The organism is Streptomyces sp. NPDC031132 (assembly GCF_055570595.1).
Map to the genome: position 1 here is coordinate 213,696 of NZ_JBVIGX010000001.1, position 24,635 is coordinate 238,330.

The following is a 24,635-nucleotide window of genomic DNA, read 5'->3' on the forward strand; positions in this document are numbered from 1 at the left end:
GACCGTCCGCTGCGCTACCGTTTCAACCCCGTCCACCGCCCGGATGCCAGGGAGACGGCCGCATGACCACCGGACTTCGGCAGGACCGAGACCGCGACGGAGCCGCGCAGCCGCAGCGCTTCGTCATCAGCTTCGCGGGGTTCAACCGGCCCTGGGCCGTGTGGATCGCCCACCGCCTGGAGGAGCACGGCCACCGGGTCGCCCTCGCCCGCTGGGACCCGCAGTCCAGCCCCGGCCTCGCCCCCGCCCTCGACGACCTGGCCCGCAGCGGCAGCCGGGTCCTGCTCATCCTCAGCGAGCGCTACTTCTCCGCAGGCACCCACACCGACGAGGAGTGGAACACCGCCCTGCGCACCGTCACCGACCACCACCCCGACCGGTTCGCGGCCGTCAGCCTCACCGACGCGCCGCTGCCCAGCGCCGTCGCCGTACTGGAGAAGACCGACCTGTGGGGGCTCGACGCGTACGAGGCGGAGTACCGGGTGCTGCGCCGGCTCGAGCTGCCCACCGACCGGATCGGCACCGAGACCGGCCGCCGCGGCCCCCGCTTCCCCAACGACCCGCCCGAGATCTGGGGCCGGGTCCCGCGCCGCAACCCGCGCTTCACCGGCCGCAACGACGTCATCGGCCGGCTGCGCGCCGCCCTCGCCGACGCCCCGCCCGGCGCCTCGACCGTCACCCTGCTGGGGCTGTCCGGGGTGGGCAAGACGCAGGTCGCCACCGAATACGCGTACCGCTTCGCCTCCGAGTACGACGTGGTGTGGTGGGTCCCCGCCGAGGACCGGCCCACCCTGCGCGAGCGGCTCGCCGACCTGGCCCCCGCGATGGGCCTGCCGCGCGGCGCCGGCAGCTACGGCGAGCAGATCCGGTCCGTCCTCGAGGCGCTGCGCCGCGGATCCCCGTACAGCCGCTGGCTGGTGGTCTTCGACGGCTGCGACAACCCCGACGACCTCACCGATCTGCTGCCCTCGGGCGCCGGCGACGTCATCATCACCTCCCGCAACCGCGAATGGGCCTCCCGGCACACCAGCCTCCTCGAAGTCCCGCTGTACGCCCGGCCCGAGTCCATCACCTTCATCCGCCGCCGGGCCCGCCGGCTCACCGGCGAGGAGGCCGACCAGCTCGCCGAGGCCCTGGAGGACTACCCCCTCGCCCTCGACCAGACCGCCGGCTGGCTCGCCGACTCCCCGCTGACCGTGGGCGACTACCTGGCCCTGCTCCAGCGCAGACTGGACTCCCGGGAGGCCGTCACCGTCTCCGACGACTACCCGCTGCCCTTCCCGACCGCCCTCGCGATACTGCTGAACAACGTCCGGGAGAACTTCCCCGACGCGCTCGCCCTGCTGCGGCTGTTCGTGTTCTTCGCCCCCGGGCCGGTGCCGCTGCGGCTGCTGCGCGAGTTCCCCGCCGACGACGTGCCCGAGCAGCTCGCCGGGCTGATCAACGACCAGATCCGGTGGAACGCCGCCCTCAACAAGCTCGTCCAGTTCTCCGTGGTCCGCCTCGAGTACTCCGACCTGTCCGTGGAGGAGGGCGGCGGCGGGCTGGAGACCGTACAGCTGCACCGCATGGTGCACGGGATCGTCCGCGAGAACCTCTCCGAGGACGAGGCCGAACCGCTCTCCCGCGCCGTCCGGCAGGTCCTCGCGGGCGCCGACCCGGGCCGGCCCTCCGACTCCCGGCTGTGGCCCCGCTACGCCGAGCTGATCCCGCACCTGGAGACCGCCGGCGTGCTGACCAGCAGCAACCCGCGGATCCAGACCTTCCTGCTGCACTGCCTGCGCTACCTGATCCTCGCCGGGGAGTACCGCACCTGCCTGCGGCTCGCCGAGCAGACCGACGCGGTGTGGCGCACGATGCTCGGCGACGACCACGACCAGGTCCGCGAGCTCAGCTACCACTACGGCGGCGCCCTGCGGATGCTCGGGCACTTCAAGCGCGCCGAGACCCTCGCCAAGTCGGTCGCCGACCGGCTGCTGGCCGAGCGGGGCGACCGGGACCTGGAGACCCTGCGCGCGACGAGCACGTACGCCGGGGTGCTGCTCAGCACGGCCAAGTTCGAGCGTGCCCGCGAGCTCCTGGAGCACGCCTTCGCGCGCTACCGCGAGCTGCTCGGCGAAGACGACTCCACGACGTTGAACGCCGAGAACAACGTCGCCGTCGCGCTGCGGCTGCTGGGCCGCTACCAGGAGGCGTACGACGCCGACCTCGACACCCTGCGGCGGCGCGAACGGGTACTGCGCGTACGGCACATCGCGACGCTCTCCTCCGGCATCGGCTGCGCGATGGGACTGCGGCTGATGGGCCGCTACCGCGAGGCCCTCGCCCGGCAGGAACAGGGCCTCAAACTCAACTCCCAGGTGCTGGGCCCCAACCACCCCCAGACCCTGCGCGCCGAGCACAACCTCGGCATGTGCCTGCGCCGCTCCGGGGACATCCCCGGCGCCGGGGCGCGCCTGCGCAGCGTCCTGGAGCGCTCGACCCGAGTCTTCGGCGCGGAATTCCCCTGGACGCTGATGGTCGCCTCGGACTACGCGACGTACCTGCGGGAGTACGGGGACATCGGCGAGGCCCGCCGGATCTCGGAGGAGGTCGTCCGGGGCTACCAGACGCAGCTGGGGCTCGCCCACCCGTACAGCATCGGCACGGTCGGCAACCTCGGGCTGGTGCTGCGCGCGCAGGGCGAACGGGTCGAGGCGCTGAGCCTGGCGGAGCAGGCCCTGGTCGGCATGCGCGGCGCGGTCGGGGACCGCCACCCGTGGACCCTGGGCTGCGCCCTGAACGCCACCGGCCACCGCAACATCACGGGCCGGCTCGCGGATGCCCTGGACCTGAGCCGGGAGACCCTGCGGGGCTGCGAGCAGGTCCTGGGCCCGGACCACCCGATGACCCTGAGCGCCCAGATCGCCCTGGCGGCGGACCTCCGCTCCGTCCGCGAGGACGCGGAGGCCCAGAAGCACGAGGACGCGGGCCTCAAGGCCCTGACCCGCACCCTGGGCCCCCAACACGTCCACACGGTCTCGGCCCGCCAGCAGAACCGCCCGTACTGGGACTTCGAGCCTCAGCCGTAGGGGTGGGGGTGGGGGTGGGGTCGGGAGCCGACTGAGCGGAATCAGGGAGGGTTTGGGGGTTTCCCGTCAGTCCCATAGTCCTTCCGGTGCGGGCCGCCCCGTCAAGGGCGCTCCCTGCGGTCGCGTCGCTACGCGATGGCCTGCGGCCACCCTTGACCGACCGTCCCACCCCGGAAAGACAAGGACTGTCGGGAAGCCCCCAAAAGAACGGTCACCTGGGACAGATCGACATGCGGGCCCGTCAGCGATGCAGGGCCCCGGTCCGGGGTGTCCGGATCCCCCCACGGGGCCCATGAGCAGACCTGTTCCGTGTCGGGGCCCGGTCTACCCGCACCAGACAGCGGCCAGACCATGGTCGGGGGCCGGGGCGCGTCAGATCGCTACGCGCTCCTCATTTCTCGGCGTCCGACGGCCGCCCTCGGCCGGACACAGACGTCCACGATCGCCAGTGGCCGGTTTGCCCCGATTTGGCGACGGGTTGGAGGCTGTGGGGCGTCTTGATGGAGTGAGAGGTTGAAAAATCCGGCACCAGACTCCGTCAGCCCGTCTGCACGCCGAAAAGAGCCCCTGTCGCCCGACACACGGCCACAGACGGCGGTCGGGCGCCGTCGTGGAGAAGCGCGTAGCGATCGTGGGCGGTCTATGCCCAGCCCTGGACGGCCGTCGGACGCCTGATCGAGGAGCGCGTAGCGATCTGATGCGTCTGCCCTCTCCCGGTGTGCTTCTCGCCGCTGTCTGGTGCGGGTGGACCGGGCCCCGACACGGAACAGGTCTGCTCATGGGCCCCGTGGGGGGATCCGGACACCCGGGGACCGGGGCCCTGCATCACTGATGGCCCGGGCCCGAAGCAGGAAGCAAGGTGACCGTTCTTTTGGGGGCTTCCCGACAGTCCTCGTCTTTCCGGGGTGGGACGGTCGGTCAAGGGTGGCCGCAGGCCATCGCGTAGCGACGCGACGAAGGAGCGCCCTTGACGGGGCGGCCCGCACCGGAAGGACTATGGGACTGGCGGGAAACCCCCAAACCCTCCCTGATCCCGCTCAGTTGGACGCCGCCCCGAAGCCCCCGACCCGCCCCGCCGGCCCCGGCCGACGGAACCCCGCTCCTCGGCCCCCCCCCACAGCCGGAAGGCCCGGCCCCCGAGAGGGGCCGGGCCTTCCGTTGGTACAGCTGGTACGGCGAGGCTTAGGCCTCGAAGACCTCGTTCAGCAGCAGCTGCTGCTCCGCCTGGTGGCGCTTCGCCGAGCCCACCGCGGGGGAGGAGCCGTGCGGGCGCGAGATGCGGCGCAGGCGCTCGCCGGCCGGGACCTCCGCGCCGACGGCCAGGTCGAGGTGGTCGATCAGGTTCAGCGCGATGAACGGCCACGCACCCTGGTTCGCCGGCTCCTCCTGGGCCCAGATGTACTTCGCCGCGTTCGGGAACTTGGCGATCTCCGCCTGGAGCTCGGCGCCGGCCAGGGGGTACAGCCGCTCGATGCGGATGATCGCCGTGTCGGTGATGCCGCGCTTCTCCCGCTCGGCCTCCAGGTCGTAGTAGACCTTGCCCGCGCAGAAGACGACCTTGCGGACCGCGGCCGGGTCCACGGTCGAGTCACCGATGACCGGACGGAACGAGCCGCTCGTGAACTCCTCCGCCTTCGACGCCGCCGCCTTCAGACGCAGCATCGACTTCGGGGTGAAGACGATGAGCGGCTTGTGGTGCGGGTTGTGGACCTGCCAGCGCAGCAGGTGGAAGTAGTTCGACGGCAGGGTCGGCATCGCGACCGTCATGTTGTCCTGCGCGCACATTTGGAGGAAGCGCTCAGGACGCGCGGACGAGTGGTCCGGGCCCTGGCCCTCGTAGCCGTGCGGCAGCAGCAGCGTGACGCCGGAGGTCTGGCCCCACTTCTGCTCGGCCGAGGAGATGAACTCGTCGACGACGGTCTGCGCGCCGTTGACGAAGTCACCGAACTGGGCCTCCCAGAGGACCAGCGCGTCCGGACGGGCCAGCGAGTAGCCGTACTCGAAGCCCATGGCCGCGTACTCGGAGAGCAGCGAGTCGTAGACGTTGTAGCGGGCCTGGTCGTCCGAGAGGTACTGGAGCGGGGTGTAGTCCTCGCCCGTCTCCCGGTCGATGAGGACCGCGTGGCGCTGGCCGAACGTGCCGCGGCGGGAGTCCTGGCCCGACAGGCGGACCGGGGTGCCCTCCATCAGCAGCGAGCCGAAGGCCAGGGTCTCGCCCATGCCCCAGTCGATCGTGCCCTCGTCGATCATCGCCGCGCGGCGCTGCAGCTGCGGCAGCAGACGCGGGTGCACGGTGACGTGGTCCGGGACGTTGACCTGGGACTCGGCGATCCGCTTCACCACGTCCTGCGAGATCGCGGTGTTCACCGGGACCGGGAACTCCTGCGCGGTCTGCGCGGGCGTCACCGGGGCGCCGGCGGCGGGAGACGTGGCGGCCTCGCGGACCTCCGCGAAGACCTTCTCCAGCTGGCCCTGGAAGTCCTGGAGCGCCTGCTCCGCCTCTTCCAGCGTGATGTCGCCGCGACCGATGAGGGACTCGGTGTACAGCTTGCGCACCGAGCGCTTCTTGTCGATCAGGTCGTACATCAGCGGCTGCGTGAACGCCGGGTTGTCCGACTCGTTGTGACCGCGGCGGCGGTAGCAGATGAGGTCGATGACGACGTCCTTGTTGAACGCCTGGCGGAACTCGAAGGCGAGCCGCGCGATGCGGACCACGGCCTCCGGGTCGTCACCGTTCACGTGGAAGATCGGCGCCTCGATCATGCGGGCCACGTCGGTCGCGTACATCGAGGAACGCGAGGACTCCGGGGCGGCGGTGAAGCCGACCTGGTTGTTGATCACGACGTGGACGGTGCCGCCGGTGCGGTAGCCGCGCAGCTGCGACATGTTCAGCGTCTCGGCGACGACGCCCTGGCCGGCGAAGGCCGCGTCACCGTGCAGGGCGACGGGCAGGACGGTGAAGTCCGTGCCGCCCTTGTTGATGACGTCCTGCTTGGCGCGGACCACGCCCTCCAGGACCGGGTCCACCGCCTCCAGGTGCGAGGGGTTGGCGACGAGCGAGACCTTGATCTGCTCCCCGTCCAGGCCCGTGAAGGTTCCCTCGGCGCCCAGGTGGTACTTGACATCGCCGGAGCCGTGCATGGACTTCGGGTCGAGGTTGCCCTCGAACTCGCGGAAGATCTGCGCGTACGACTTGCCGACGATGTTGGCGAGCACGTTCAGGCGGCCGCGGTGGGCCATGCCGATCGCGACCTCGTCGAGGCGGGCCTCGGCGGCCGAGTCGATGACGGCGTCGAGCAGCGGGATGACGGACTCGCCGCCCTCCAGGGAGAAGCGCTTCTGGCCGACGTACTTCGTCTGCAGGAAGGTCTCGAAGGCCTCCGCCGCGTTCAGGCGGCGCAGGATGCGCAGCTGCTCCTCGCGCTCCGGCTTGGAGTGCGGGCGCTCGATGCGGTCCTGGATCCAGCGGCGCTGCTTCGGGTCCTGGATGTGCATGAACTCGACGCCGGTGGTGCGGCAGTACGAGTCGCGCAGCACGCCGAGGATGTCGCGGAGCTTCATCATCGACTTGCCGGAGAAGCCGCCGACCGCGAACTCGCGCTCCAGGTCCCACAGGGTGAGGCCGTGCTCGGTGATGTCGAGGTCGGGGTGCTTGCGCTGCTTGTACTCCAGCGGGTCGGTGTCGGCCATGACGTGGCCGCGGACCCGGTAGGAGTGGATCAGCTCGAAGACGCGGGCGGCCTTCGTGACGTCGTCGTCGTGCGAGGCGTCGATGTCGCGGTTCCAGCGGACCGGCTCGTACGGGATGCGCAGCGCCTCGAAGACGTCGTCGTAGAAGCCGCTCTCGCCGAGCAGCAGGTTCGAGACGATGCGCAGGAACTCGCCGGAGGCCGCGCCCTGGATGACCCGGTGGTCGTAGGTCGAGGTCAGGGTCATGACCTTGGAGATGCCCAGCTTGTTCAGGGTGTCCTGCGAGGTGCCCTGGAACTCGGCGGGGTAGTCCATGGAGCCGACGCCCATGATGACCGACTGTCCGGGCATCAGGCGGGGCACGGAGTGGACGGTGCCCAGGCCGCCGGGGTTGGTCAGCGAGACGGTGACGCCGGTGAAGTCGTCCATCGTCAGCTTGCCCACGCGGGCGCGGCGGACGATGTCCTCGTAGGCCATCCAGAACTCGAAGAAGTTGAGGGTCTCGGCCTTCTTGATGCCGGCGACGACGAGCTGGCGGTCGCCGTTCGGCTTCACCAGGTCGATCGCGAGGCCGAAGTTCACGTGCTCCGGCTTGACCAGGGTGGGCTTGCCGTCCTTCTCCGCGAAGGAGTAGTTCATCGACGGCATGGCCTTGATGGCCTGCACCATCGCGTAGCCGATGAGGTGGGTGAAGGAGATCTTCCCGCCCCGGGCGCGCTTCAGGTGGTTGTTGATGACGATGCGGTTGTCGAACAGCAGCTTCACCGGGACGGCGCGGACGGACGTGGCCGTCGGGACGTCGAGGGAGGCGTTCATGTTCTTGGCGACCGCGGCGGCCGGGCCGCGGAGCGTCACCAGCTCGGGGCCCGCAGGGGCCTCGGCGGCGGGCGCGGCAGCGGGCGCGGGCTTCTGGGCGGCGACGGGGGCGGCGGCGGCCGGAGCCGGGGCCTGAGGGGCGGCGGCGGCCGGTGCGGCGGCCTGGGCCTGGGAGGTGACAGTCACAGCAGGGGCACCAGAGGGGGTGGCAGGAGCAGGGGCAGGAGCTGACACAGGCGTGGGCGCGGCGGCAGGAGAGGGCGCGGCGGCGCTCGCCGCCCCCGTGGCGGCGGCGTCGGAGACCTGCGGGGCGACGGCAGGGGCGGCCTGTGCGGAGGCGCCGTCCGTCGTCGGGGACTTCTTGGGCTCGTCCGGCTTCACCGGAGACGCAGTGCCCCCCGGCTTGTAGTCGGCGAAGAAGTCCCACCAGGCCCGATCGACCGAGTTCGGGTCCTGGAGGTACTGCTGATAGATCTCGTCGACGAGCCACTCATTGGCGCCGAAGCCTGAGGCAGGGGTCTTCCCGCCCTCTGCTTCGGTCGTGGTGCTCGAGTTACTGGGGGACTGTGGCGACACGGCGGCAACCGCCCTCTTCCGCTTCACAAGGTATGGACAGCGGGAATAAAGGCTACGCCTCCCTGGCCGCTGGATGCAGACCGGGCGGGACTTACGTCATGTAGGTCACATCGAACGGCGGGTTTCGCCGCCCTGAATGGCGGGAAACCAGCCTGGTTCGGGTAGGGGGCACCGTGGTTGCGGCCCCCATGGCTTCGCACCCCTGACGGACCCCGGGCACGTGTGGCCGAGATCATGTCCTACCCACTCGAACCCTACGTCAATGTGACGCCTGCGAGCTGCCCGGAAGCGTGACGAGGATCCGGCAGCCGCGTGACGATTCGGCCACCCCGATGTGCCCTCCGTGCAGGCCGACGGCCCAGCGGGCGATGGCCAGGCCCAGTCCGGTACCGCCGTCGCCGCCGTTCGCGCTGCCCCGGTTGAACCGCTCGAAGACCCGGTGCCGCTCCGCCTCGGGGATGCCGGGGCCTTCGTCCCGTACCTCCAGCGCGAGACTGCCGGGTGCGTCGCCGGCCCGGGCACGGACGGTGACCCGGCCGTGCGGCGGGCTGTGCTTGACCGCGTTGTCGATCAGGTTCGCCACCACCTGGTGCAGGCGCTCGGCGTCCGCGTACGCCGTGAGCTCGGGCGGGAACACGTCCAGGTGCAGGTGCACGTCGTTGCGGGTGTGCCCGCCGGAGCCGGAGAGCAGGCCCGGCCGGCCGGCGGCCGCGAGGCCCGATTCCTTCAGGACCCCCGACAGGTACGGCCACACCTCGAAGCGGCGGGCCTTCAGCGGGACCACCCCGTTGTCCACCCGGGACAGGTCCAGCAGGGTCTCCACGAGCCGGCCGAGGCGCTCGGTCTGCTTCAGCATCGTCCGCATGGTCTCCGGATCGGCCTCGGAGACCCCGTCCACCACGTTCTCCAGCACCGCCCGCAGCGCCGCGATCGGCGTGCGCAGCTCGTGCGAGACGTTGGCGACCAGCTCCTTGCGGTGCCGGTCGACGGCCTCGAGGTCGTCCGCCATCAGGTTGATCGTGGACGCCAGGTCGCCCAGCTCGTCGCGGCGCCCCGCCCCGCGCACCCGGCGCGTGTAGTCCCCGTGGGATATCGCCCGGGCCACCCGGGTCATGTCGTCGAGCGGCGCCGTCAGGCTGTGCGCCACGAACTGCGTGATCAGCATCGAGGCGATCACCGAGAACACCGTGATGAACCGCAGCTCGGTGTCCGTGCGCAGGGCCACCATCAGCAGCCCCGTCGTGATGAAGACCGAGACCACGACGAGCGTGCCCAGCTTGGTCTTGATCGAGAACGGGGAGAACGGCCTCAGCCCTCCCGCCGGGCGCCCGCCGCTCATGTCTGGGCCGGTGTCTCCAGGGCGTACCCGACGCCGTGGACCGTACGGATCCGCTCCGCCCCGATCTTGCGGCGCAGGGCCTTGATGTGGCTGTCGACCGTACGGGTCCCGGACGCGTCGGCCCAGTCCCACACCTCGGCGAGCAGCTGCTCCCGGGAGAGCACCGCCCGCGGGGTGCCGGCCAGGCACACCAGCAGGTCGAACTCGGTCGGCGTCAGGTGCACGTCCTCGGCCTGCACCCGGACCCGGCGCTGCGCGTGGTCGATCTCCAGATCGCCCAGGCGCAGGGTGGCCCCGCGCGGGGCGGTGGCGGCCAGGGTGGCCCGCTCCACGCGCCGCAGCAGGACGTGGACCCGCGCCGCGAGCTCGCGCATCGAGAACGGCTTCGTCATGTAGTCGTCCGCGCCGACCCCGAGCCCGACCAGCATGTCGGTCTCGTCGTCGCGCGCGGTGAGCATCAGCACCGGCACCGGCCGCTGCGCCTGAACCCGGCGGCAGACCTCGAGGCCGTCGAAGCCGGGCAGCATCACGTCGAGTACCAGCAGCTCGGGCTGCCAGCTCTCGGCCGCGGCGACGGCGGCCGGACCGTCGAAGGCGGCCTGCACCTGGAAGCCCTCGGCGCGCAGCCGGGCAGCGATGGCGTCGGCGATCGTGCGATCGTCCTCGACCACGAGCACGCGCCGCTGAGCGCCTGGGGTGGCCGCGGCGCCGCTGTGGGTGGTGTGTGTCTGTTCCATTTCCCGCCCCTGAAGATCCGCGTGGTAGGGGTGCAGCGTAGAGGAGCCACCGGCCTGCGGCTATGCGGGGTTCAGACAGGGAAAGCAGCGGAAGTAACGGTTCCGATTATGGCGGGAATGGGGATATGGGCGGTGATGCCGGGTGGCCGTCCCCCCACGGCACGGCCACCCGGTGCGCGGTGATCGTCGGCCACCGCGCGCTTTTGTCGACCCCCTACAGAGCCAGCCCGTGTCCGTGCTCGAACACGGGGTCGAGGGTGTCGTTCGGCACATCGGGCCGCGAGGCCTCCACCGCCGCCATCGACCGCGGCAGCTCGAAGGGGAGCCGCCCCTCGGGCACGGCCCGGCCGAACGCCACGTCCAGCAGCGCGGCGTCCTCGGCGCCGTAGTCCGCGATCAGCGCCGCCGCCCGCTCGGCGATCTCCGGGATGACGGCCGCCCGCTCCAGGTTGATGCAGACCAGCGTCGGTACGGCGTCCAGGAGCGCGAGGATCCGGGACAGCTCCGGCTCGGCGAACGCCAGCGAGCCCGAGTGGAAGTACGACTCGAAGATGTTCTCCCTCGGCTCGTACGGGGTGCGCAGCCGCAGCACGGCCAGATCCGCCGCGTCCGGGTCGGACACCACCTCGCCGTACCCCGCAGCGACGGCCTCGTCCACGCCCTGCACGTACAGCTTCGGCCGCACGGAGACCGGCAGCAGCCCGCCGGGGTTGGTCAGCACCGTGAGCGAGCGGCGCTGGGCCGCCGCCCCCGCCGCCGCGAAATCGGCCCGGCCCACGGTCTCCGGCGCCGCGTCGGGGTCCACGTACGGGTTCTCGAACAGACCCAGCACGAACTTCTCCCGCAGCAGCCGGGCCACCGACACGTCGATCCGGGACTCCGCGATCCGGCCCGAGCGCACCAGGTCCACGATCACCTCCGGGCACTGCTCCCCGCCGAACTGGTCGGCCCCGGCGTCCAGTGCACGGGCCGCCCGCTCGGCGACCGTCAGGTGCTCCAGGCCCCAGGCCCGTGCCGGGTGGACCTGGCCGAAGATCGACGCGTCGTTGAGCAGTCCCCAGTCGGTGCAGACGATCCCCTCGAAGCCCAGCTCCTCCCGGAGCAGACCCGTGACCACGCCCTTGTTGAAGCCGAAGCCGACCTCCTCCCAGTCCGTGCCGATCGGCTGGCCGTAATACGGCATCATCTGCGCGCAGCCCGCCGCGACGGCCGCCCGGAACGGCTCCAGGTGGTGCTCGCGCATCCCGCCCGGGTAGACCTGCTCCTTGCCGTGCGCGAAGTGCGGGTCCTCGCCGTCCTTCTGGGGGCCGCCGCCCGGGAAGTGCTTGACCATCGCCGAGACCGACTCCGGGCCGAGCTCCGGGCCCTGGAGTCCGCGGACGTACGCCTGCACCAGCTCGCCGGTCAGTTGCGCGTCCGAGCCGAACGTGCCCGTCTGGCGGGCCCAGCGCGGCTCGGTCGCCAGGTCGATCTGCGGGTGCAGGGCGACCCGGAAGCCGACGGCCAGGTACTCGCGGCGGACGGTGTCCGCGAAGCGGAAGACCAGCTCCGGGTCGCCGATCGCGGCCAGGCCCAGCGCCTCCGGCCAGGCGGAGAACGCGCCGGCGTTGAAGGAGGCGCCGACGTTGTCGGTGAAGGCGTGCCGCGGGTCGGTCGAGAGCGTGACCGGGATGCCGAGCCGGGTGGCGGCCGCCATCTCCTGCACCGCGTTCTGCCACTGCGCCATCTCGCGGGCGCCGTACGTGCCGAGCAGGTTGAAGTGGCTGACGAAGCGGCCCCCCACCAGCTCGGGCGTGGTGAACGGGAGCATCGAGCCGTCGGTCTCGGTGACCGGGGTGCCGTCCGGATTCATCATCAGCATGGAGTGGAAGAGCTGGCCGGCCTTCTCCTCCAGCGTCATCCGGGAGAGCAGGTCCGCCACGCGCAGGTCCACCGGGAGAGCGGCGTCCTTGTACGGGGGGATGGCGTCGGGCGTGGCGTTCATCGGCGTACGGCTCCTGGGTGCGGTCCGGCGGAGGGTGCTCACCGTAAGCGCGAAAACCGTGTACACACTAGGTTTTGGAAAAGTGACCTGAATCACGCGCTCGCGAGGCCGGAAACGGCAGCGCCTAGGGTGGGCTGCATGGCACAGGACAAGGAGCGGACCGCCCCGAAGGCCGCCGGCCGCGGGACCTACGCGGTGGGCGACGCCCGCCGCGCGAAGATCCTCGACACCGCGGTGGAGCACTTCGCGCAGTGGGGCTTCCACGCCTCCTCGCTCGCCCGCATCGCCAACGACTGCGGGATCACCCAGGGCGGGCTGCTGCACCACTTCCACAGCAAGGAGGACCTGCTCCTGTCGGTGCTGGCACAGAGCGAGCAGCACGACGTGGAGCGCCTGTTCAGCGGGCCGGAGTCGTCCGTCGCCGCGTACTACGCCACCGTCGTCGCCCTGGCCGCGGACAACGCCCGCCGACCCGGGCTCGTACGGATGTACAACACGCTGGTCGGCGAGTCCGGCAACCCCGGCCACCCCGCGCACGAGTACTTCACGCAGCGCTACGCCCGGGTGCTCGCCCACAACGTCCGGCTGCTGGAGGCGGGCGTCGCGCGGGGTGAGCTCCGGCCCGGCACCGACTGCGAGGCCGTGGCCCGCGAGACCCTCGCCGTCATGGACGGCCTGCAGATCCAGTGGGTCCTGGCCCCCGAGGCCGTGGACATGCCGGCCCGGCTGCACGGATACCTCGACCGGCAGCTGCGCGGGATCTCGACGTCGGGAACGGGCCTGCCGGCAGCCGTCCCACCGGGCTAGGGGGTGTCGTCTAAGTAGCGTCGTCCGCCCGTGAGGGCGGGGCCGGCGGGGTCTGGTGCGTGTGATCGCAAGGCGGAGGAGGGAGGCGACGCTCGCGTCGTCGACCGACGACAACGCGGCGAGCGCGCGTGCCGGGCCCCGCCGGCCAGACGGGACTTCGACGACACCCCCTAGGGCTGCTCGGTCATCGGAAGTGATGGTGTGCTCGTGTGCCCGGCGGCACCTGCGGAGCCGGCGGGTCATCGGGGATCGGCCGGAGCGGAGGACAACCCTGGCGGTGTCCCTTGCGGCAGTCCTGCCCCTGAGGGTCGTCACCGGCGGGGCAGGTGAAATCCGGAGCAGCTGCCACCGCGGCCTTGGCCGCAGGCGGTGAGGGTGAGGCCTGGGCGGTGAATCCCCCCACGGCGAGGACCTGGGACAACGCGAGCGCGGCCAGAACGGAGGCCGTGCGCGCAACCACATGCGAACGTCTGCGACACATGGGCCGCGACCTTTCTCGCGGGGCGTCCCGGCGGACCTCTGCTGCCGTGGTCGCTCTTCCTTCAGTCAACGGCGGGGCCCGGGCAAAGTCAAAGCACTCGGGGCCGGATCACCCCGCCTCGAACGGGGGCAGCTGGTCCAGCACGCCCTGCAGGCCCGGCGTCAGCGACCCCTGCTCGGCGGCCACCTCGTAGGCGCCGTGCACGAAGGCGTAGGAGAACCCGTCGAAGATCGTCGCCCCGCCCTTCGGGACCCGGGGCAGGTGCGCGAAGTCCGCCTGCCGGAGCGCGGCGCGCAGCTTCTCGAGCCGGTCCGCCGACAGCTTCCCGGTGCCGGCCGGCCGGGCCTGCCCGTCCAGGCGGGTCCACGACCCGTCGCCCTTGACCAGCAGACTGCTCGTCCTCCCGGCGAACCCACCGCTCCGCGTGACCGAGACCAGACGCTCCAACGCCGAGGACGGAGCGGGGGGAACGGGCACGGACGAGGCCGTCGGCGTGCTCGGCGGCTTCTGCCCCGGAGGCTCGGCGCTCCCGCTCGCACCGGGTTCCGGAGACGGCTGCGCCGAAGCGGACGCAGCACCGCTGCTGCCCGCGCCACGGGACGAGAGACTCGCAGCCGGCTTGTCGTCCGACCCGCCACCCCCCGAACCGCACCCGCTCAGGGCCACCGCACTCAGCAGCACCGCTGCCACCGCTCGTAACGCGCGCACACCCCACCTCCGCAGGTTTTCGCACCGACCCCGAGTATGGAGTCGGCACCACCCCTACAGATAGCACCAGGAGGACGTCATCCGCCGCATCGCCGCCTGGCGCTGGCTGCCGCCGCTGCTCGCCGTCCTCCTCGGCCTCTGGGGCCTGGAGCGGGCCGGCGCGGGTGGCCGCGGCAGCATGTGGCGCGACGAGTCCGTCACCTGGCAGGTCGCGCACCGGCCGCTCGGCGGGATCGGGGAGCTCCTCGGGCAGGTAGACGCCGTGCACGGGCTCTACTACCTGCTGATGCACGCCGTGTTCCAGGTCTGGGACGGCGGCGGGCCGGCGACCGGCGGCCTGTGGGCGCTGCGCCTGCCCTCCGTCGCCGCCACCGCCCTCGCGGCCGCCGGGGTGGCCGCCGTCGCCCACCGCCTCGCGGGGGAGCGGGCCGCAGTGTTCTCGGGCGTGGCCTACGCCGTGCTGCCGCCGGTGCAGATGTACGCCCAGGAGGGCCGCTCGTACGCGCTCGTCGCGGCGGCCGTGGTCTGGGCGACGCACCTGATGCTGCGCGAGCGGTGGGTCGCCTACGCCGTGGTCCTGCTGATCGGCTGCTGGCTGCACGAGTTCGCCGTCCTGGCCCTGCTCGCGCACGGGGTCAGCGCCTGGCGCTCGCGCGGCTGGCGGTGGAGCGCCGCGGCGGTGGTGGTCCTGCTGCTGCCACTGGCCGTGGTGAGCGCCCGCCAGGCGGAGCAGCAGCTGGGCTGGCTCGGGCGGCCGAGCGGGCAGGACTGGGCGGCGTTCGGGGTCGTTGCGGTCGCGGTGCTGCTGCTCGCGCGGGGTCCGGCGGTGCCGCGGGAGCTGGTCCGTGTCGCGCTGCCGCTGGCCCTCCTCCCACCCGGGCTGCTCATGACGGTCTCCCTCGTCCACCCCTGGTACGTCGACCGGTACGTGCTCTACGCGCTGGCCGGGCTCGCCCTGCTCGCGGGGTCGCGGCTGGCGGCGGCGCGGGGGTGGTGGCCGTGGCTGCTGGTGGCGGCCCTGCTGGTGCCGTTCGGGTGGTGGTCGGTGTGGCTGCGGACCCCGGAGAGCCGCAAGGACGACGTGCTCGCGGTGGCGGCCGCGGTCCGGGAACGGGCCCGGCCGGGGGACGCGGTGCTGTTCATGCCGTCGCGGCGGCGCGAGTGGCTGCTGTCCTCGCCCCAGCTGTACGGGAGCCTGCACGACCTGGCCCTGGCCCGCACCCCGGCGGCTTCGCACAGCCTCCAGGGCGCGGAGCTCCCGACCGAGGAGATCTGGACCCGCCTGGTGGACGCCCCGCGGGTGGTGGCCCTGCTGGATCCCGCGGACCAGCCGCCGGACCCGTACCCCCGCGAGGCGGTCAAACGCCAGACGCTGGCCTCGCACTTCGACCTCTGCTCGACGGACGAGGTCCGGGGCGCCCGGATCGCGGTCTACGCGCAGCCGGGGCGCTGCCCGTAAGGGGACGCTTTTCCGTATTCGCCGACCCGGGGTGGCTGCACGGGTCTACCGTCTTTGCTGACCCTGAGCGGTGCCGCATCCGGTTGAGTGGGGAAGCTGCATGTCGAAGACGGCGAAGAACAAGGCCACGGCCGGCGGAGCGACCCGCCTGGTCTCCCACCTGGCGCGGGCATTGAGGCAGAGGGCGGGGCTGACCCAGACCGAACTGGGGCACAGGACGGGTTACACCGGCTCGGCGATCAGCGCGATGGAGACCTGCGCGCAGCCTCCGAGCGACGAGATGCTGGTCAAGCTGGAGGAGGAGATCGGGGAAGGGCTCGGTGTCTTCGAGCTGGCGAGGGAGTGCGTCCGCCTGGAGAAGTTCCCGCTGCACTTTCAGGACTTCGCTGTGCTGGAGCGGGAAGCCCTGGCGCTGTACTTGTTCGAGACCCAAGCGATCTACGGCCTGTTCCAGACAGAGGCATACGCACGCGCGCTGATGGCGGGCGGGTTCCCGGTGCTCTCGGACCAGCGAGTTGAGGAACTGGTCGAGGCTCGGATGGGGCGTAAGGCGGTCTTCGACCGGGAGCCGGTTGCGTTCATCGAGCTCATCTTGGACGAGTCTGCGCTGCGTCGGGACATCGGAAGCAAAGACGTCATGCGCGATCAGTACCGGCATCTGGCCGAACTGGCCCGGCGTCGCAACGTCAACGTGCAGGTGCTCCCCCTCGACTGCGGACTCGGCGGAGAACACTCAGGCATGCGTGGCGGGATGTATCTCGTCGAAACTCCTCGGCATGACCGGCTGGTCTATATGGAGATGCAGGACGAGAGTCTGACGATCAGCGACCAGACCAAGGTAAGTACCTACTCCCAACGGTATGCGAAGATCCGCGCACAGGCCCTTGGCCCACGTGAATCACTGGGCTTCATCGAGCAGTTGGCAGGAGAGAAGCAATGAGCGGCGCCCCGCAGTGGTTCAAATCCAGCTACAGCAACGACAGCGGCGGTCAGTGCATCGAGGTGGCCTACGACTGGCACAAGTCGAGCTATAGCAATGACAGCGGCGGCGCCTGCGTCGAGGTCGCCACCTGCGCCCACGCCGTCCACGTCCGGGACTCGAAGGACCTCGCCGTCCCCTCCCTGGCCGTGGCCCCCACCGCCTGGGCGGATTTCACGGCCTGGGCCGCGCGCTAGCCGCGCAGATCCTGCATGTGGAACACCTTGTCGTAGCGGCGGTCCCCGACGGCGACGAAGTCGCGCAGGCGCCCGTACTCGGTGAAGCCCAGTGAGCGGTAGAGCCCCAGGGCGTTGGTGTTGTCGCCCCGGGCGTCCAGGGTGAGGACCTCGATGCCCGCGGACCGGGCGTCCTCGATCAACGCGGCGGTCAGCGCCCGGCCGACGCCGCGCCCGTGGGCCGCGGCGTCCACCGCGAGCTTCTCCAGATCGGCGTGCGGGCGGTGCGTGGGCCGGGCGTAGCGCAGCCAGTAGCCCAGTCCGACGAGGCGGTCGCCCAGGTAGGCGACGCGCAGGGCCGCATCCCCGGACCGGGCAGCCTCCAGCACGTGGTCGAGCAGCTGCGCGACCTCGTCCGCGGAGGGCGGGTCGACCCAGCCGAGCGCGGCGCCGCCGGCGACCAGGTCCGCCAGGATCCGGTGGACCGGCTCCGGGTCGGGGGTCCACTCGCGGACGTCCAGGACAGTGATCGTTTCCGGCTCCATGGCCGCACCCTAGACGGATGCGGCGGTCCCCTACACGCCGGTGAGCGCCAGCACCCGGCGGACGGCCTCGGCCACCGGCACTCCGACCTCGCCGACCAGCAGGGCGACGCCGGAGATGCGCCCCAGCGCCCTGCGGAACGCCCCGCGCTCCACGTCGTCCTCGGTGAGGGTGTCCAGGGATTCGTCCAGGTCCGCGCGGTCGCCTTCCGGGACGCGCCCCCGCAGGACCTCGACCAGGCTGATCAGCTCCTGGAGGGCCGCCTGCGGGTTCTGCGGCGCATTGTTCTGCGTGCCGATCTTGCCGATGTTGTTCGTCCCGTAGACCCGGATGTCGTCGCCGATCCGCCCGATCCGGAAGTCCTCGTTGCCGGTCAATTGCCCACCTTCCCCGTGTTGTTCCTGCCGAACACGTTGATGCTGTCGCCGATCTGTCCGATGTAGTTGTTGACCTGCTGGTGGAAGCTGGCCTGTGGGTCGTCGATCGCTTCCATGATCATGCGGACGAGGTCGTGGACGAGCGCCAGGTCGTTGGTGACGAGTGCGGTGTTCGGCGTACCGGCGGTCTCGATCACCAGCGCGTAGTACGTCTTCGCCAGGATGACGCCGCCCAATTGCGCCACGAGGAGGCCGAGCAGCACGAGCGCGCCGAGCGCCGCCGCGTCCGAGTACCCGTTCGGGAGCACGACGAGGGCGACGACCGCCACGATGATCACGGTCACGACGGATTTCACGAAGCGTGCGATCGCCTGTCCGCGCGCGGGGTCGACCTTGACCGTGGTCGCCCGGGCGATGTTGTTCAGCGGATACGCCTCCGCGCCGATCCAGAGGACTCTTCGGCTGACGGTGACATCGGTTACGACACTCCTGGCCATACGGCTCCCCCCAAGCCTTGATGTAGGGCACAGGATCCCTGTCAACTCCCTTTCCGGCAAGCCGCTTTGCAAGAGCGAGCGGCCCTCGTAGGAGGATGTGCGTGACGGGGCCGCTTCGTCTTCGGGCCCGCGAACGCACTCGGAGGTGCCGTATGACCACGTCCCGCCCTGCCGACGCCGCTGCTGCCGACGCCGCCCTGCCCGGACCGCTGGTCGGAACCGACTGGCTGGCTGCCCGGCTGGGCGAGCCGGGGCTCGTCGTGTTCGACGCTTCCGTCGGCGCCCACCGCGGCGCGGACCGGCGGATCCCGGGCGCGCGGCCCTTCGACCTCGACGGCAACCTGTCCGACCACGACGCCCCGGCCCCGCACACCATGCCGTCCGCCGCCGCGTTCGAGGAGGCGATACGCGCGCTCGGCGTCGACGACACCGACGCCGTCGTCGTCTATGACGGCGCCGGCATCTACTCCAGCGCCCGGGCCTGGTGGATGCTGCGCGCCATGGGCTTCGACCGGGTCGCCGTCCTGGACGGCGGGCTGCCTGCGTGGACCGCCGCCGGGCTGCCCGTCGAGGCGTGCGGCCCGGCGTACGAGGGCCCGCGCGGCTCCTTCACGGCCCGGCCGCGGGCGGGGCTGCTGGTGGACGCCGATGCGGTCGGGGCGGCCCTCGCCGATCCGGCGGCGGTCGTCCTGGACGCCCGTACGCGCGAACGCTTCACCGCCGCCGCCCCGGAACCGCGGGCGGGGCTGCGCGGGGGCCACATGCCGGGGGCGGTGAACCTGCCGTTCGGGGACCTCCAGCGCGACGGCGGCCTGATGCGGCCCGCCGGGGAACTCCGCGAGGCCTTCACCGCGTTGACCGGAGACCGGGAGCGGCTGTACTTCAGCTGCGGTTCGGGAGTGACGGCGTGCGTCCTGGCCCTGGGAGCCACGCTGGCCGGCTACTCCTCCCTGGCGGTGTACGACGGCTCGTGGACGGACTGGGCCATGCGCCCGGAGCGGCCTGCGGTGACGGGCCGGCGGGGGCAGTTCTTCAAAGCCGCGGAGGACCGTTTCACAGGACCCGCGACGGGCGACGAGCGGTTCCTGCTCACGGACGTCCTGGGGGCGCAGCGCGCGACGCTGGAGCTGAAGTGCACCGGTCTGGAGTCGGAGCCCATGGCTTTGCGGTCCGTGGAGCCGTCCACGCTCTCGCTGCTCGGCCTGGTCCGCCACCTCGCGGACATGGAGCGCCGGTGGTTCCGTCAGGTCCTGGCCGGGCAGGAGGTGCCGGCCCTGTTCTCGTCGGAAGCGGACCCGGACGGCGACTTCGACGGTGCGGTGTCCGGCCCGGGGGCCGTCGCTGCGGCGTGGGAGGCCTGGCGGGAGGAGGTGGCGTTCGCGGAGTCGTTCACGGACGCCGCGCCCGACCTGGACGTGGAGGCCGAGGACGCGTGGCGCGGGAAGGTGTCGCTGCGCTGGGTGCTGATCCACATGATCGAGGAGTACGCCCGCCACAACGGCCACGCGGACCTGCTGCGCGAGCGGATCGACGGAGCGATCGGCATCTGAGTCCGGCCGAGGGGGGGCTACCCCCACCCCGGGGCCGGGTACGGCCCCCATCGGCAGCGGCCCGGCGACGCACCAGAGTGGTGCGCATGCCTTCCCACATCACGTCACTCCGCTTCAGCCGGACGGTGGTTGTCGCCCTCGCCGCCGGACTGCTGCTCTACGGCTGCACCTTCGAGGACACCGAGCAGAAGACGGCGACCGCCGACGCGACGGTCGCCGAGGCCGTCACGGCGGTCGAGGTGAAGGACGCCCGGCGCGGCTCCATCGAGGTGACCCCCGGCACCGGCCCGGGGGTCACCATCCACCGGACGGTCCACTACCGGGGTGACGAGGCGCCGGATCCGGCCCACCACCTCTCGGCGGGCTCCCTCACCCTCACGAACAACTGCCCTGACACCTGCTACGTCGACTACCGCCTCGAGGTCCCGGCCTCGGCGACGGTCCGGCTGGAGAGCAGCAGCGGCCGCATCACGGTGGCCGGGGTGGCCGCGGCGGACCTCTCGTCCTCCTCCGGCGACGTCACGGCGGACCGCATCACCGGCCCCCTGAAGGTCCGTACCTCGTCGGGCGCGGTCACCGCCACCGCCCTGACCGGCCCGACCGCGGAACTCCACGCCTCCTCGGGCGACGCCCGCCTGGCCTTCGCGAAGCCCCCGACGTCGGTGACGGCGAAGACCAGCTCGGGCGACGTCACGCTGACCGTCCCGCAGGCCCCGTACGAGATCACGACCGCCACCACGTCGGGCGAGCAGGACACCCTCCCCACCAACCCGAAGGCCCCGTCCCACCTCTCGGTCCACACCACCTCGGGCGACATCCGCATCACCCCCGCGGGCTGAGCCGTTCGGTGCCGCCGACGGTGCGGGCAGACACCGTCGGAATGCGTGTTCGCCCGGGGCGAACGGGGGTTGGGGAACATCGGGGGGCGCACATGCATTGAGTCGGCATAGCTCAACTTCACTGCCGGAGGGAAGATCATGGCTTCGACGTCCGTAACGCTCACCCTGCCCGTACTGCCGCTCGACGACGAGGTCGTGCTGCCTGGGATGGTCGTTCCGCTGGACCTGTCCGACGCCGAGGTGCGGGGGGCCGTCGAGGCCGCCCAGGCGGCGGTCCGGAGCGGGAAGCCCCGGGTGCTGCTCGTTCCGCGGGTCGACGGGAAGTACGCCGGCACCGGTGTGCTCGGGACCGTCGAGCAGGTGGGGCGGCTCTCCGACGGGGATCCCGGAGCGCTCATCCGCGGTGTCGGCCGCGTCAAGATCGGGGCCGGGACCACCGGGCCCGGGGCGGCGCTCTGGGTCGAGGGCGAGAGCGTCGACGAAAGACTGGCCGATCCGCTGCCCGGGTCCGTCACCGAGCTCGTCAAGGAGTACAAGGCGCTCGCCACCAGCTGGCTCAAGAAGCGCGGGGCCTGGCAGGTCGTGGACCGGGTCCAGCAGATCGAGGGCGTTTCGGCCCTCGCCGACAATTCCGGCTACTCGCCCTTCCTGACCGTCGCTCAGAAGGTCGAGCTGCTCGAGACCGCCGACCCCGTGGCACGTCTCAAGCTGGCCATCACCTGGCTCCGCGACCACCTCGCCGAGCAGGACGTCGCCGAGTCCATCGCCAAGGACGTCCAGGACGGCGTCGAGAAGCAGCAGCGTGAGTTCCTGCTGCGCCGCCAGCTGGAAGCCGTACGCAAGGAACTGCGCGAACTCAACGGCGAGAAGGACGGCGAGGAGTCCGACGACTACCGCACTCGCGTCGAGGGCGCCGACCTCCCCGAGAAGGTACGGGAGGCCGCGCTCAAGGAGGTCGACAAGCTGGAGCGGTCCAGCGACCAGTCCCCGGAAGGCTCCTGGATCCGCACCTGGCTCGACACCGTGCTGGAACTGCCCTGGAACGAGCGCACCGAGGACGAGTACGACATCCGCGGGGCCCGGGCCGTCCTCGACGCCGAACACGCCGGGCTGAGCGACGTGAAGGACCGCATCACCGAGTACCTCGCCGTGCGCAAGCGGCGTTCCGAGCGCGGCATGGGCGTCATCGGCGGCCGCCGCGGCGGGGCCGTGCTGGCGCTCGTCGGGCCGCCCGGCGTCGGCAAGACCTCCCTCGGGGAGTCCGTCGCGCACGCCATGGGGCGCAAGTTCGTCCGCGTGGCCCTCGGCGGCGTCCGCGACGAGGCCGAGATCCGCGGCCACCGGCGTACGTACGTCGGCGCGCTGCCCGGCCGGATCGTACGGGCCATCAAGGAAGCCGGGTCCATGAACCCCGTCGTCCTGCTCGACGAGATCGACAAGGTCGGGTCCGACTTCCGGGGCGACCCCGCGGCCGCCCTGCTGGAGGTCCTCGACCCCGCGCAGAACCACACCTTCCGGGACCACTACCTGGAGGTCGAGCTGGACCTGAGCGACGTCGTCTTCCTGGCCACCGCCAACGTCCTGGAAGCCATCCCCGAGGCGCTCGCCGACCGCATGGAGCTCGTCCGTCTCGACGGCTACACCGAGGACGAGAAGGTCGTCATCGCCCGCGACCACCTGCTGCCCCGCCAGCTGGAGCGGGCCGGCCTCGGCGCCGAGGAAGTCGTCCTGGAGGAGGACGCGCTGCGCAAGCTGGCCGGCGAGTACACCCGCGAGGCCGGCGTCCGCACCCTGGAGCGGTCCATCGCGCGGCTGCTGCGCAAGGTGGCCTCCCAGCACGAGCTGGGGGAGCGGGAGTTGCCGCTGAGCATCGGTGCCGACGACCTGCGGGCGCTCATCGGGCGCCCGCACCACGTCCCGGAGTCCGCGCAGGACCCCGCCGAGCGGCGCACCGCCGTCCCCGGCGTGGCCACCGGGCTCGCGGTGACCGGGGCGGGCGGCGACGTCCTGTTCGTCGAGGCCTCGCTGGCCGACCCCGAGACCGGGGCCGCCGGACTCACCCTGACGGGGCAGCTCGGCGACGTGATGAAGGAGTCCGCGCAGATCGCGCTCAGCTTCCTGCGCTCGCACGGCGCGGAGCTCGAGCTCCCGGTCGCCGACCTGAAGGACCGGGGCGTACACATCCACTTCCCGGCCGGCGCGGTGCCGAAGGACGGGCCGAGCGCGGGCATCACGATGACGACGGCGCTGGCCTCGCTGCTGTCGGGTCGGCAGGTCCGGACCGACGTCGCCATGACCGGCGAGGTCTCGCTGACCGGGCGGGTCCTGCCCATCGGCGGGGTCAAGCAGAAGCTGCTCGCCGCGCACCGGGCGGGTCTGACCACCGTGATCATCCCGAAGCGGAACGAGGCCGACCTGGACGACGTGCCGTCCGAGGTGCTGGAGGGGCTGGACGTGCACCCGGTGACGGACGTGCGCCAGGTCCTGGAACTCGCGCTCAGCCAGGCGGAGGCCGTGGTCACCGCGGCCGCCTGATCCCCGCCCCGCGCACGCGTGTACGGCCCGGGACCCCTCCCCCAGACTCCGTCCGGGGGGACCCCCAGGCGGGGTCCCGGGCCGTCGCCGTATCCGCTGCGAAATACTGGTGCCTCAGGACACCACCGATGGGAGCGGACGTGCACGGTAGTGAAGACCAGGAGTTCCTTGCGCTGGAGCGGGAGCTGTCCGTCTTCCTCCGGCGTGCCAGGGCCTCCTCCGGGGAGATGGCGCGTGCCCTGCACCCCGAGCTGGAGCCCGCCGCGTACGGGCTGCTCGTCCGGCTGGAGGCCGCGGGCCGCCAGCGGGCCACCGAGCTCGCCGCGTACTTCGGGGTCGGCAAGGCCACCATGAGCCGGCAGCTGCGGGCGCTGGAAGTGCTGGGGCTGGTTGCCCGCGAGCCGGACCCGGCCGACGGCCGGGCCTTCCTGGTCGGGCTGACGGACGAGGGGCGGGAGCGGTTCCTGCGGGTGCGGGGCGCTCGGCGCGAGCAGTACATGCGGAAGCTCGCCGACTGGGACCGGGGTGAAGTGGCCGAATTGGCGAGGCTCCTCAACCAGTTGAACCAGGGCGAGGAGTAGCCTCCGGCCGGGGCGCCCGATGGGCCGGAACGGGCGGGTCCTTGCTACAACTCCGCGTACGCCGCCGAGGCGTCGTCGTGGCGTTTGCCGCGGGCGAGGGGTCGGGTCGGGTCGGATTCCAGGGTGCGGACCCGGGCGATCAGGCCCTGCGCGCCCTCCTTCCGGAGCACCGCCAGGCACTGCGCCCAGTCGCCCTCCCCGAACGTGTCCGTCCAGCGGCTCGCCCCGTCCGTGAGCGCGGCCAGCGCCCGCACCCGCTCGCGCGGGGTCCGGCCCGTCACCGCGCGGGCGGCAACCGCCGGGTCCGCGGCCGCCGTGAAGAACCCGCCCTCCGCATTGCGCAGCGCGTCCGCCGAAGCCTGCGTGCGCAGCAGCTCGCGCGGGATCCGGTCCAGCCGGTCGTCGAGCACCGGCGTCACCTCGCCCCCCGGCGCCTCGAGGAGCAGTACGGAATCCGAGAGCACGAGGTGCTCCACGGACGCCTCGTCCCAGCGCGCCATCACCACCGTCGCCTGCGGGGTCCGCACGTGAGAAAGGTCACAGGTGTCGCGGTGCGCGTCGGCGGTCTCGCGGATGGCCGTCGCCAGGATCCGGGCCAGCGGCATGTCCTGCCGCGATCCGGACAGTTCGGTCAATCGGCCCCCGAGCCGGGCCGCGAACCAGGGCACGCCGTGCGTACACCCCACCTCGCCGCCCGGCGGGGTGACCCCGTCCAGGGCGACCAGGACTCCGCCGCCCGCAGCGGGTATCGCCGCCGATAGCCAGTCCTCGTTGGGGCGTTCCGGGTGGCCGGGGGCCGAGGCGAGGTCGATGCGCATGCGGACATTCTGCCCGTCCCGCATGTGCCTGCCGGCTGCGATGCGCCGAAAAGTCCGTACCAATGCAGAGTG

18 protein-coding genes and 1 pseudogene are annotated in these 24,635 nt (G+C 71.9%); 10 read left to right on the forward strand and 9 right to left on the reverse strand.

Going from position 1 to position 24,635, the window contains the following annotated elements; genetic code table 11:
* Window positions 1–62: 62 nt before the first annotated feature.
* Window positions 63–3,071, forward strand: coding sequence for an FxSxx-COOH system tetratricopeptide repeat protein (fxsT, locus tag ACZ49B_RS01005; protein ID WP_468299188.1), 3,009 nt, complete (start codon window positions 63–65; stop codon window positions 3,069–3,071).
* 1,182 nt (window positions 3,072–4,253) lie between these two features.
* On the opposite strand, the gene ACZ49B_RS01010 is transcribed toward fxsT, so the two are convergent.
* The 4 genes from ACZ49B_RS01010 to ACZ49B_RS01025 all read right to left on the reverse strand — a co-directional run bounded on the left by ACZ49B_RS01010 (window position 4,254) and on the right by ACZ49B_RS01025 (window position 12,213).
* Complete coding sequence (locus ACZ49B_RS01010) at window positions 4,254–8,153, reverse strand: multifunctional oxoglutarate decarboxylase/oxoglutarate dehydrogenase thiamine pyrophosphate-binding subunit/dihydrolipoyllysine-residue succinyltransferase subunit (RefSeq protein ID WP_468299190.1); 3,900 nt, start codon at window positions 8,151–8,153, stop codon at window positions 4,254–4,256.
* Between the two features lie 259 nt (window positions 8,154–8,412).
* A complete protein-coding gene (locus tag ACZ49B_RS01015; RefSeq protein ID WP_468299192.1) occupies window positions 8,413–9,492 on the reverse strand; it encodes a HAMP domain-containing sensor histidine kinase in 1,080 nt (359 codons plus the stop codon).
* The gene (locus tag ACZ49B_RS01020) at window positions 9,489–10,229 is read right to left on the reverse strand and encodes a response regulator transcription factor (protein WP_266625543.1); all 741 of its coding nucleotides are present in this window, start codon (window positions 10,227–10,229) and stop codon (window positions 9,489–9,491) included. The genes ACZ49B_RS01015 and ACZ49B_RS01020 overlap by 4 nt, the downstream gene beginning before the upstream one ends.
* 214 nt (window positions 10,230–10,443) lie before the next feature.
* Window positions 10,444–12,213: a glycoside hydrolase family 3 protein gene (locus ACZ49B_RS01025; protein WP_468299195.1), complete on the reverse strand. Its 1,770-nt coding sequence runs from the start codon at window positions 12,211–12,213 to the stop codon at window positions 10,444–10,446.
* Between the two features lie 138 nt (window positions 12,214–12,351).
* Between ACZ49B_RS01025 and ACZ49B_RS01030 the strand changes: the two genes are divergently transcribed.
* Window positions 12,352–13,020, forward strand: coding sequence for a TetR/AcrR family transcriptional regulator (locus tag ACZ49B_RS01030; protein WP_468299197.1), 669 nt, complete (start codon window positions 12,352–12,354; stop codon window positions 13,018–13,020).
* A gap of 589 nt (window positions 13,021–13,609) precedes the next feature.
* Here ACZ49B_RS01030 and ACZ49B_RS01035 read toward each other — a convergent pair.
* Window positions 13,610–13,978, reverse strand: coding sequence for a hypothetical protein (locus ACZ49B_RS01035; RefSeq protein ID WP_468299199.1), 369 nt, complete (start codon window positions 13,976–13,978; stop codon window positions 13,610–13,612).
* Between the two features lie 409 nt (window positions 13,979–14,387).
* Here ACZ49B_RS01035 and ACZ49B_RS01040 point away from each other — a divergent pair, with 409 nt between their 5' ends.
* The 3 genes from ACZ49B_RS01040 (at window position 14,388) to ACZ49B_RS01050 (ending at window position 16,844) form a co-directional block, all read left to right on the forward strand.
* Entirely contained in the window at window positions 14,388–15,668 is a 1,281-nt protein-coding gene (locus tag ACZ49B_RS01040) for a glycosyltransferase family 39 protein (protein WP_468299201.1), read from the forward strand.
* Window positions 15,669–15,768: 100 nt separating this feature from the next.
* Window positions 15,769–16,608 (forward strand): helix-turn-helix domain-containing protein, encoded by an 840-nt coding sequence (locus ACZ49B_RS01045; protein ID WP_468299203.1) that lies wholly within the window; start codon window positions 15,769–15,771, stop codon window positions 16,606–16,608.
* Window positions 16,605–16,844, forward strand: a complete 240-nt coding sequence (locus tag ACZ49B_RS01050; RefSeq protein WP_468299205.1) for a DUF397 domain-containing protein — start codon at window positions 16,605–16,607, stop codon at window positions 16,842–16,844. The genes ACZ49B_RS01045 and ACZ49B_RS01050 overlap by 4 nt, the downstream gene beginning before the upstream one ends.
* On the opposite strand, the gene ACZ49B_RS01055 is transcribed toward ACZ49B_RS01050, so the two are convergent.
* From ACZ49B_RS01055 to ACZ49B_RS01065, 3 genes are read right to left on the reverse strand one after another with little or no spacing between them, the layout of a single operon-like run.
* Entirely contained in the window at window positions 16,841–17,368 is a 528-nt protein-coding gene (locus ACZ49B_RS01055) for a GNAT family N-acetyltransferase (protein WP_468299207.1), read from the reverse strand. The two genes, ACZ49B_RS01050 and ACZ49B_RS01055, sit on opposite strands and share 4 nt — an antisense overlap.
* A gap of 30 nt (window positions 17,369–17,398) precedes the next feature.
* Entirely contained in the window at window positions 17,399–17,743 is a 345-nt protein-coding gene (locus ACZ49B_RS01060; RefSeq protein WP_468299209.1) for a hypothetical protein, read from the reverse strand.
* Entirely contained in the window at window positions 17,740–18,240 is a 501-nt protein-coding gene (locus tag ACZ49B_RS01065) for a DUF6232 family protein (RefSeq protein ID WP_468299211.1), read from the reverse strand. Before ACZ49B_RS01065 ends, ACZ49B_RS01060 begins: the two co-directional genes overlap by 4 nt.
* A gap of 152 nt (window positions 18,241–18,392) precedes the next feature.
* On the opposite strand from ACZ49B_RS01065, the pseudogene ACZ49B_RS01070 reads away from it, so the two are divergent.
* The 5 genes and pseudogenes from ACZ49B_RS01070 to ACZ49B_RS01090 all read left to right on the forward strand — a co-directional run.
* Window positions 18,393–19,256 (forward strand): annotated as a pseudogene (locus ACZ49B_RS01070) (sulfurtransferase); the annotation flags it as partial.
* On the forward strand, window positions 19,248–19,790 hold the full coding sequence (locus tag ACZ49B_RS01075; protein WP_468299839.1) for a DinB family protein: 543 nt from the start codon (window positions 19,248–19,250) through the stop codon (window positions 19,788–19,790). The pseudogene ACZ49B_RS01070 and the gene ACZ49B_RS01075, both read left to right, overlap by 9 nt.
* A gap of 86 nt (window positions 19,791–19,876) precedes the next feature.
* Complete coding sequence (locus tag ACZ49B_RS01080; RefSeq protein ID WP_468299213.1) at window positions 19,877–20,629, forward strand: DUF4097 family beta strand repeat-containing protein; 753 nt, start codon at window positions 19,877–19,879, stop codon at window positions 20,627–20,629.
* Between the two features lie 138 nt (window positions 20,630–20,767).
* The gene (gene lon, locus ACZ49B_RS01085; RefSeq protein ID WP_468299215.1) at window positions 20,768–23,164 is read left to right on the forward strand and encodes an endopeptidase La; all 2,397 of its coding nucleotides are present in this window, start codon (window positions 20,768–20,770) and stop codon (window positions 23,162–23,164) included.
* 128 nt (window positions 23,165–23,292) lie between these two features.
* Window positions 23,293–23,745: a MarR family winged helix-turn-helix transcriptional regulator gene (locus tag ACZ49B_RS01090; RefSeq protein WP_468299217.1), complete on the forward strand. Its 453-nt coding sequence runs from the start codon at window positions 23,293–23,295 to the stop codon at window positions 23,743–23,745.
* Between the two features lie 44 nt (window positions 23,746–23,789).
* On the opposite strand, the gene ACZ49B_RS01095 is transcribed toward ACZ49B_RS01090, so the two are convergent.
* Window positions 23,790–24,563 (reverse strand): protein phosphatase 2C domain-containing protein, encoded by a 774-nt coding sequence (locus ACZ49B_RS01095; protein ID WP_468299219.1) that lies wholly within the window; start codon window positions 24,561–24,563, stop codon window positions 23,790–23,792.
* Between the last annotated feature and the right edge of the window lie 72 nt (window positions 24,564–24,635).

What these genes read in the sequence shown, in the direction of transcription:
- fxsT (WP_468299188.1), top strand. Translation starts at nt 63, where the DNA reads ATGACCACCGGACTTCGGCAGGACCGAGACCGCGACGGAGCCGCGCAG.
- ACZ49B_RS01015 (WP_468299192.1), bottom strand. Translation starts at nt 9,492, where the DNA reads ATGAGCGGCGGGCGCCCGGCGGGAGGGCTGAGGCCGTTCTCCCCGTTC.
- ACZ49B_RS01020 (WP_266625543.1), bottom strand. Translation starts at nt 10,229, where the DNA reads ATGGAACAGACACACACCACCCACAGCGGCGCCGCGGCCACCCCAGGC.
- ACZ49B_RS01025 (WP_468299195.1), bottom strand. Translation starts at nt 12,213, where the DNA reads ATGAACGCCACGCCCGACGCCATCCCCCCGTACAAGGACGCCGCTCTC.
- ACZ49B_RS01030 (WP_468299197.1), top strand. Translation starts at nt 12,352, where the DNA reads ATGGCACAGGACAAGGAGCGGACCGCCCCGAAGGCCGCCGGCCGCGGG.
- ACZ49B_RS01040 (WP_468299201.1), top strand. Translation starts at nt 14,388, where the DNA reads ATGTGGCGCGACGAGTCCGTCACCTGGCAGGTCGCGCACCGGCCGCTC.
- ACZ49B_RS01045 (WP_468299203.1), top strand. Translation starts at nt 15,769, where the DNA reads ATGTCGAAGACGGCGAAGAACAAGGCCACGGCCGGCGGAGCGACCCGC.
- ACZ49B_RS01050 (WP_468299205.1), top strand. Translation starts at nt 16,605, where the DNA reads ATGAGCGGCGCCCCGCAGTGGTTCAAATCCAGCTACAGCAACGACAGC.
- ACZ49B_RS01055 (WP_468299207.1), bottom strand. Translation starts at nt 17,368, where the DNA reads ATGGAGCCGGAAACGATCACTGTCCTGGACGTCCGCGAGTGGACCCCC.
- ACZ49B_RS01065 (WP_468299211.1), bottom strand. Translation starts at nt 18,240, where the DNA reads ATGGCCAGGAGTGTCGTAACCGATGTCACCGTCAGCCGAAGAGTCCTC.
- ACZ49B_RS01080 (WP_468299213.1), top strand. Translation starts at nt 19,877, where the DNA reads ATGCCTTCCCACATCACGTCACTCCGCTTCAGCCGGACGGTGGTTGTC.
- lon (WP_468299215.1), top strand. Translation starts at nt 20,768, where the DNA reads ATGGCTTCGACGTCCGTAACGCTCACCCTGCCCGTACTGCCGCTCGAC.
- ACZ49B_RS01090 (WP_468299217.1), top strand. Translation starts at nt 23,293, where the DNA reads ATGGGAGCGGACGTGCACGGTAGTGAAGACCAGGAGTTCCTTGCGCTG.
- ACZ49B_RS01095 (WP_468299219.1), bottom strand. Translation starts at nt 24,563, where the DNA reads ATGCGCATCGACCTCGCCTCGGCCCCCGGCCACCCGGAACGCCCCAAC.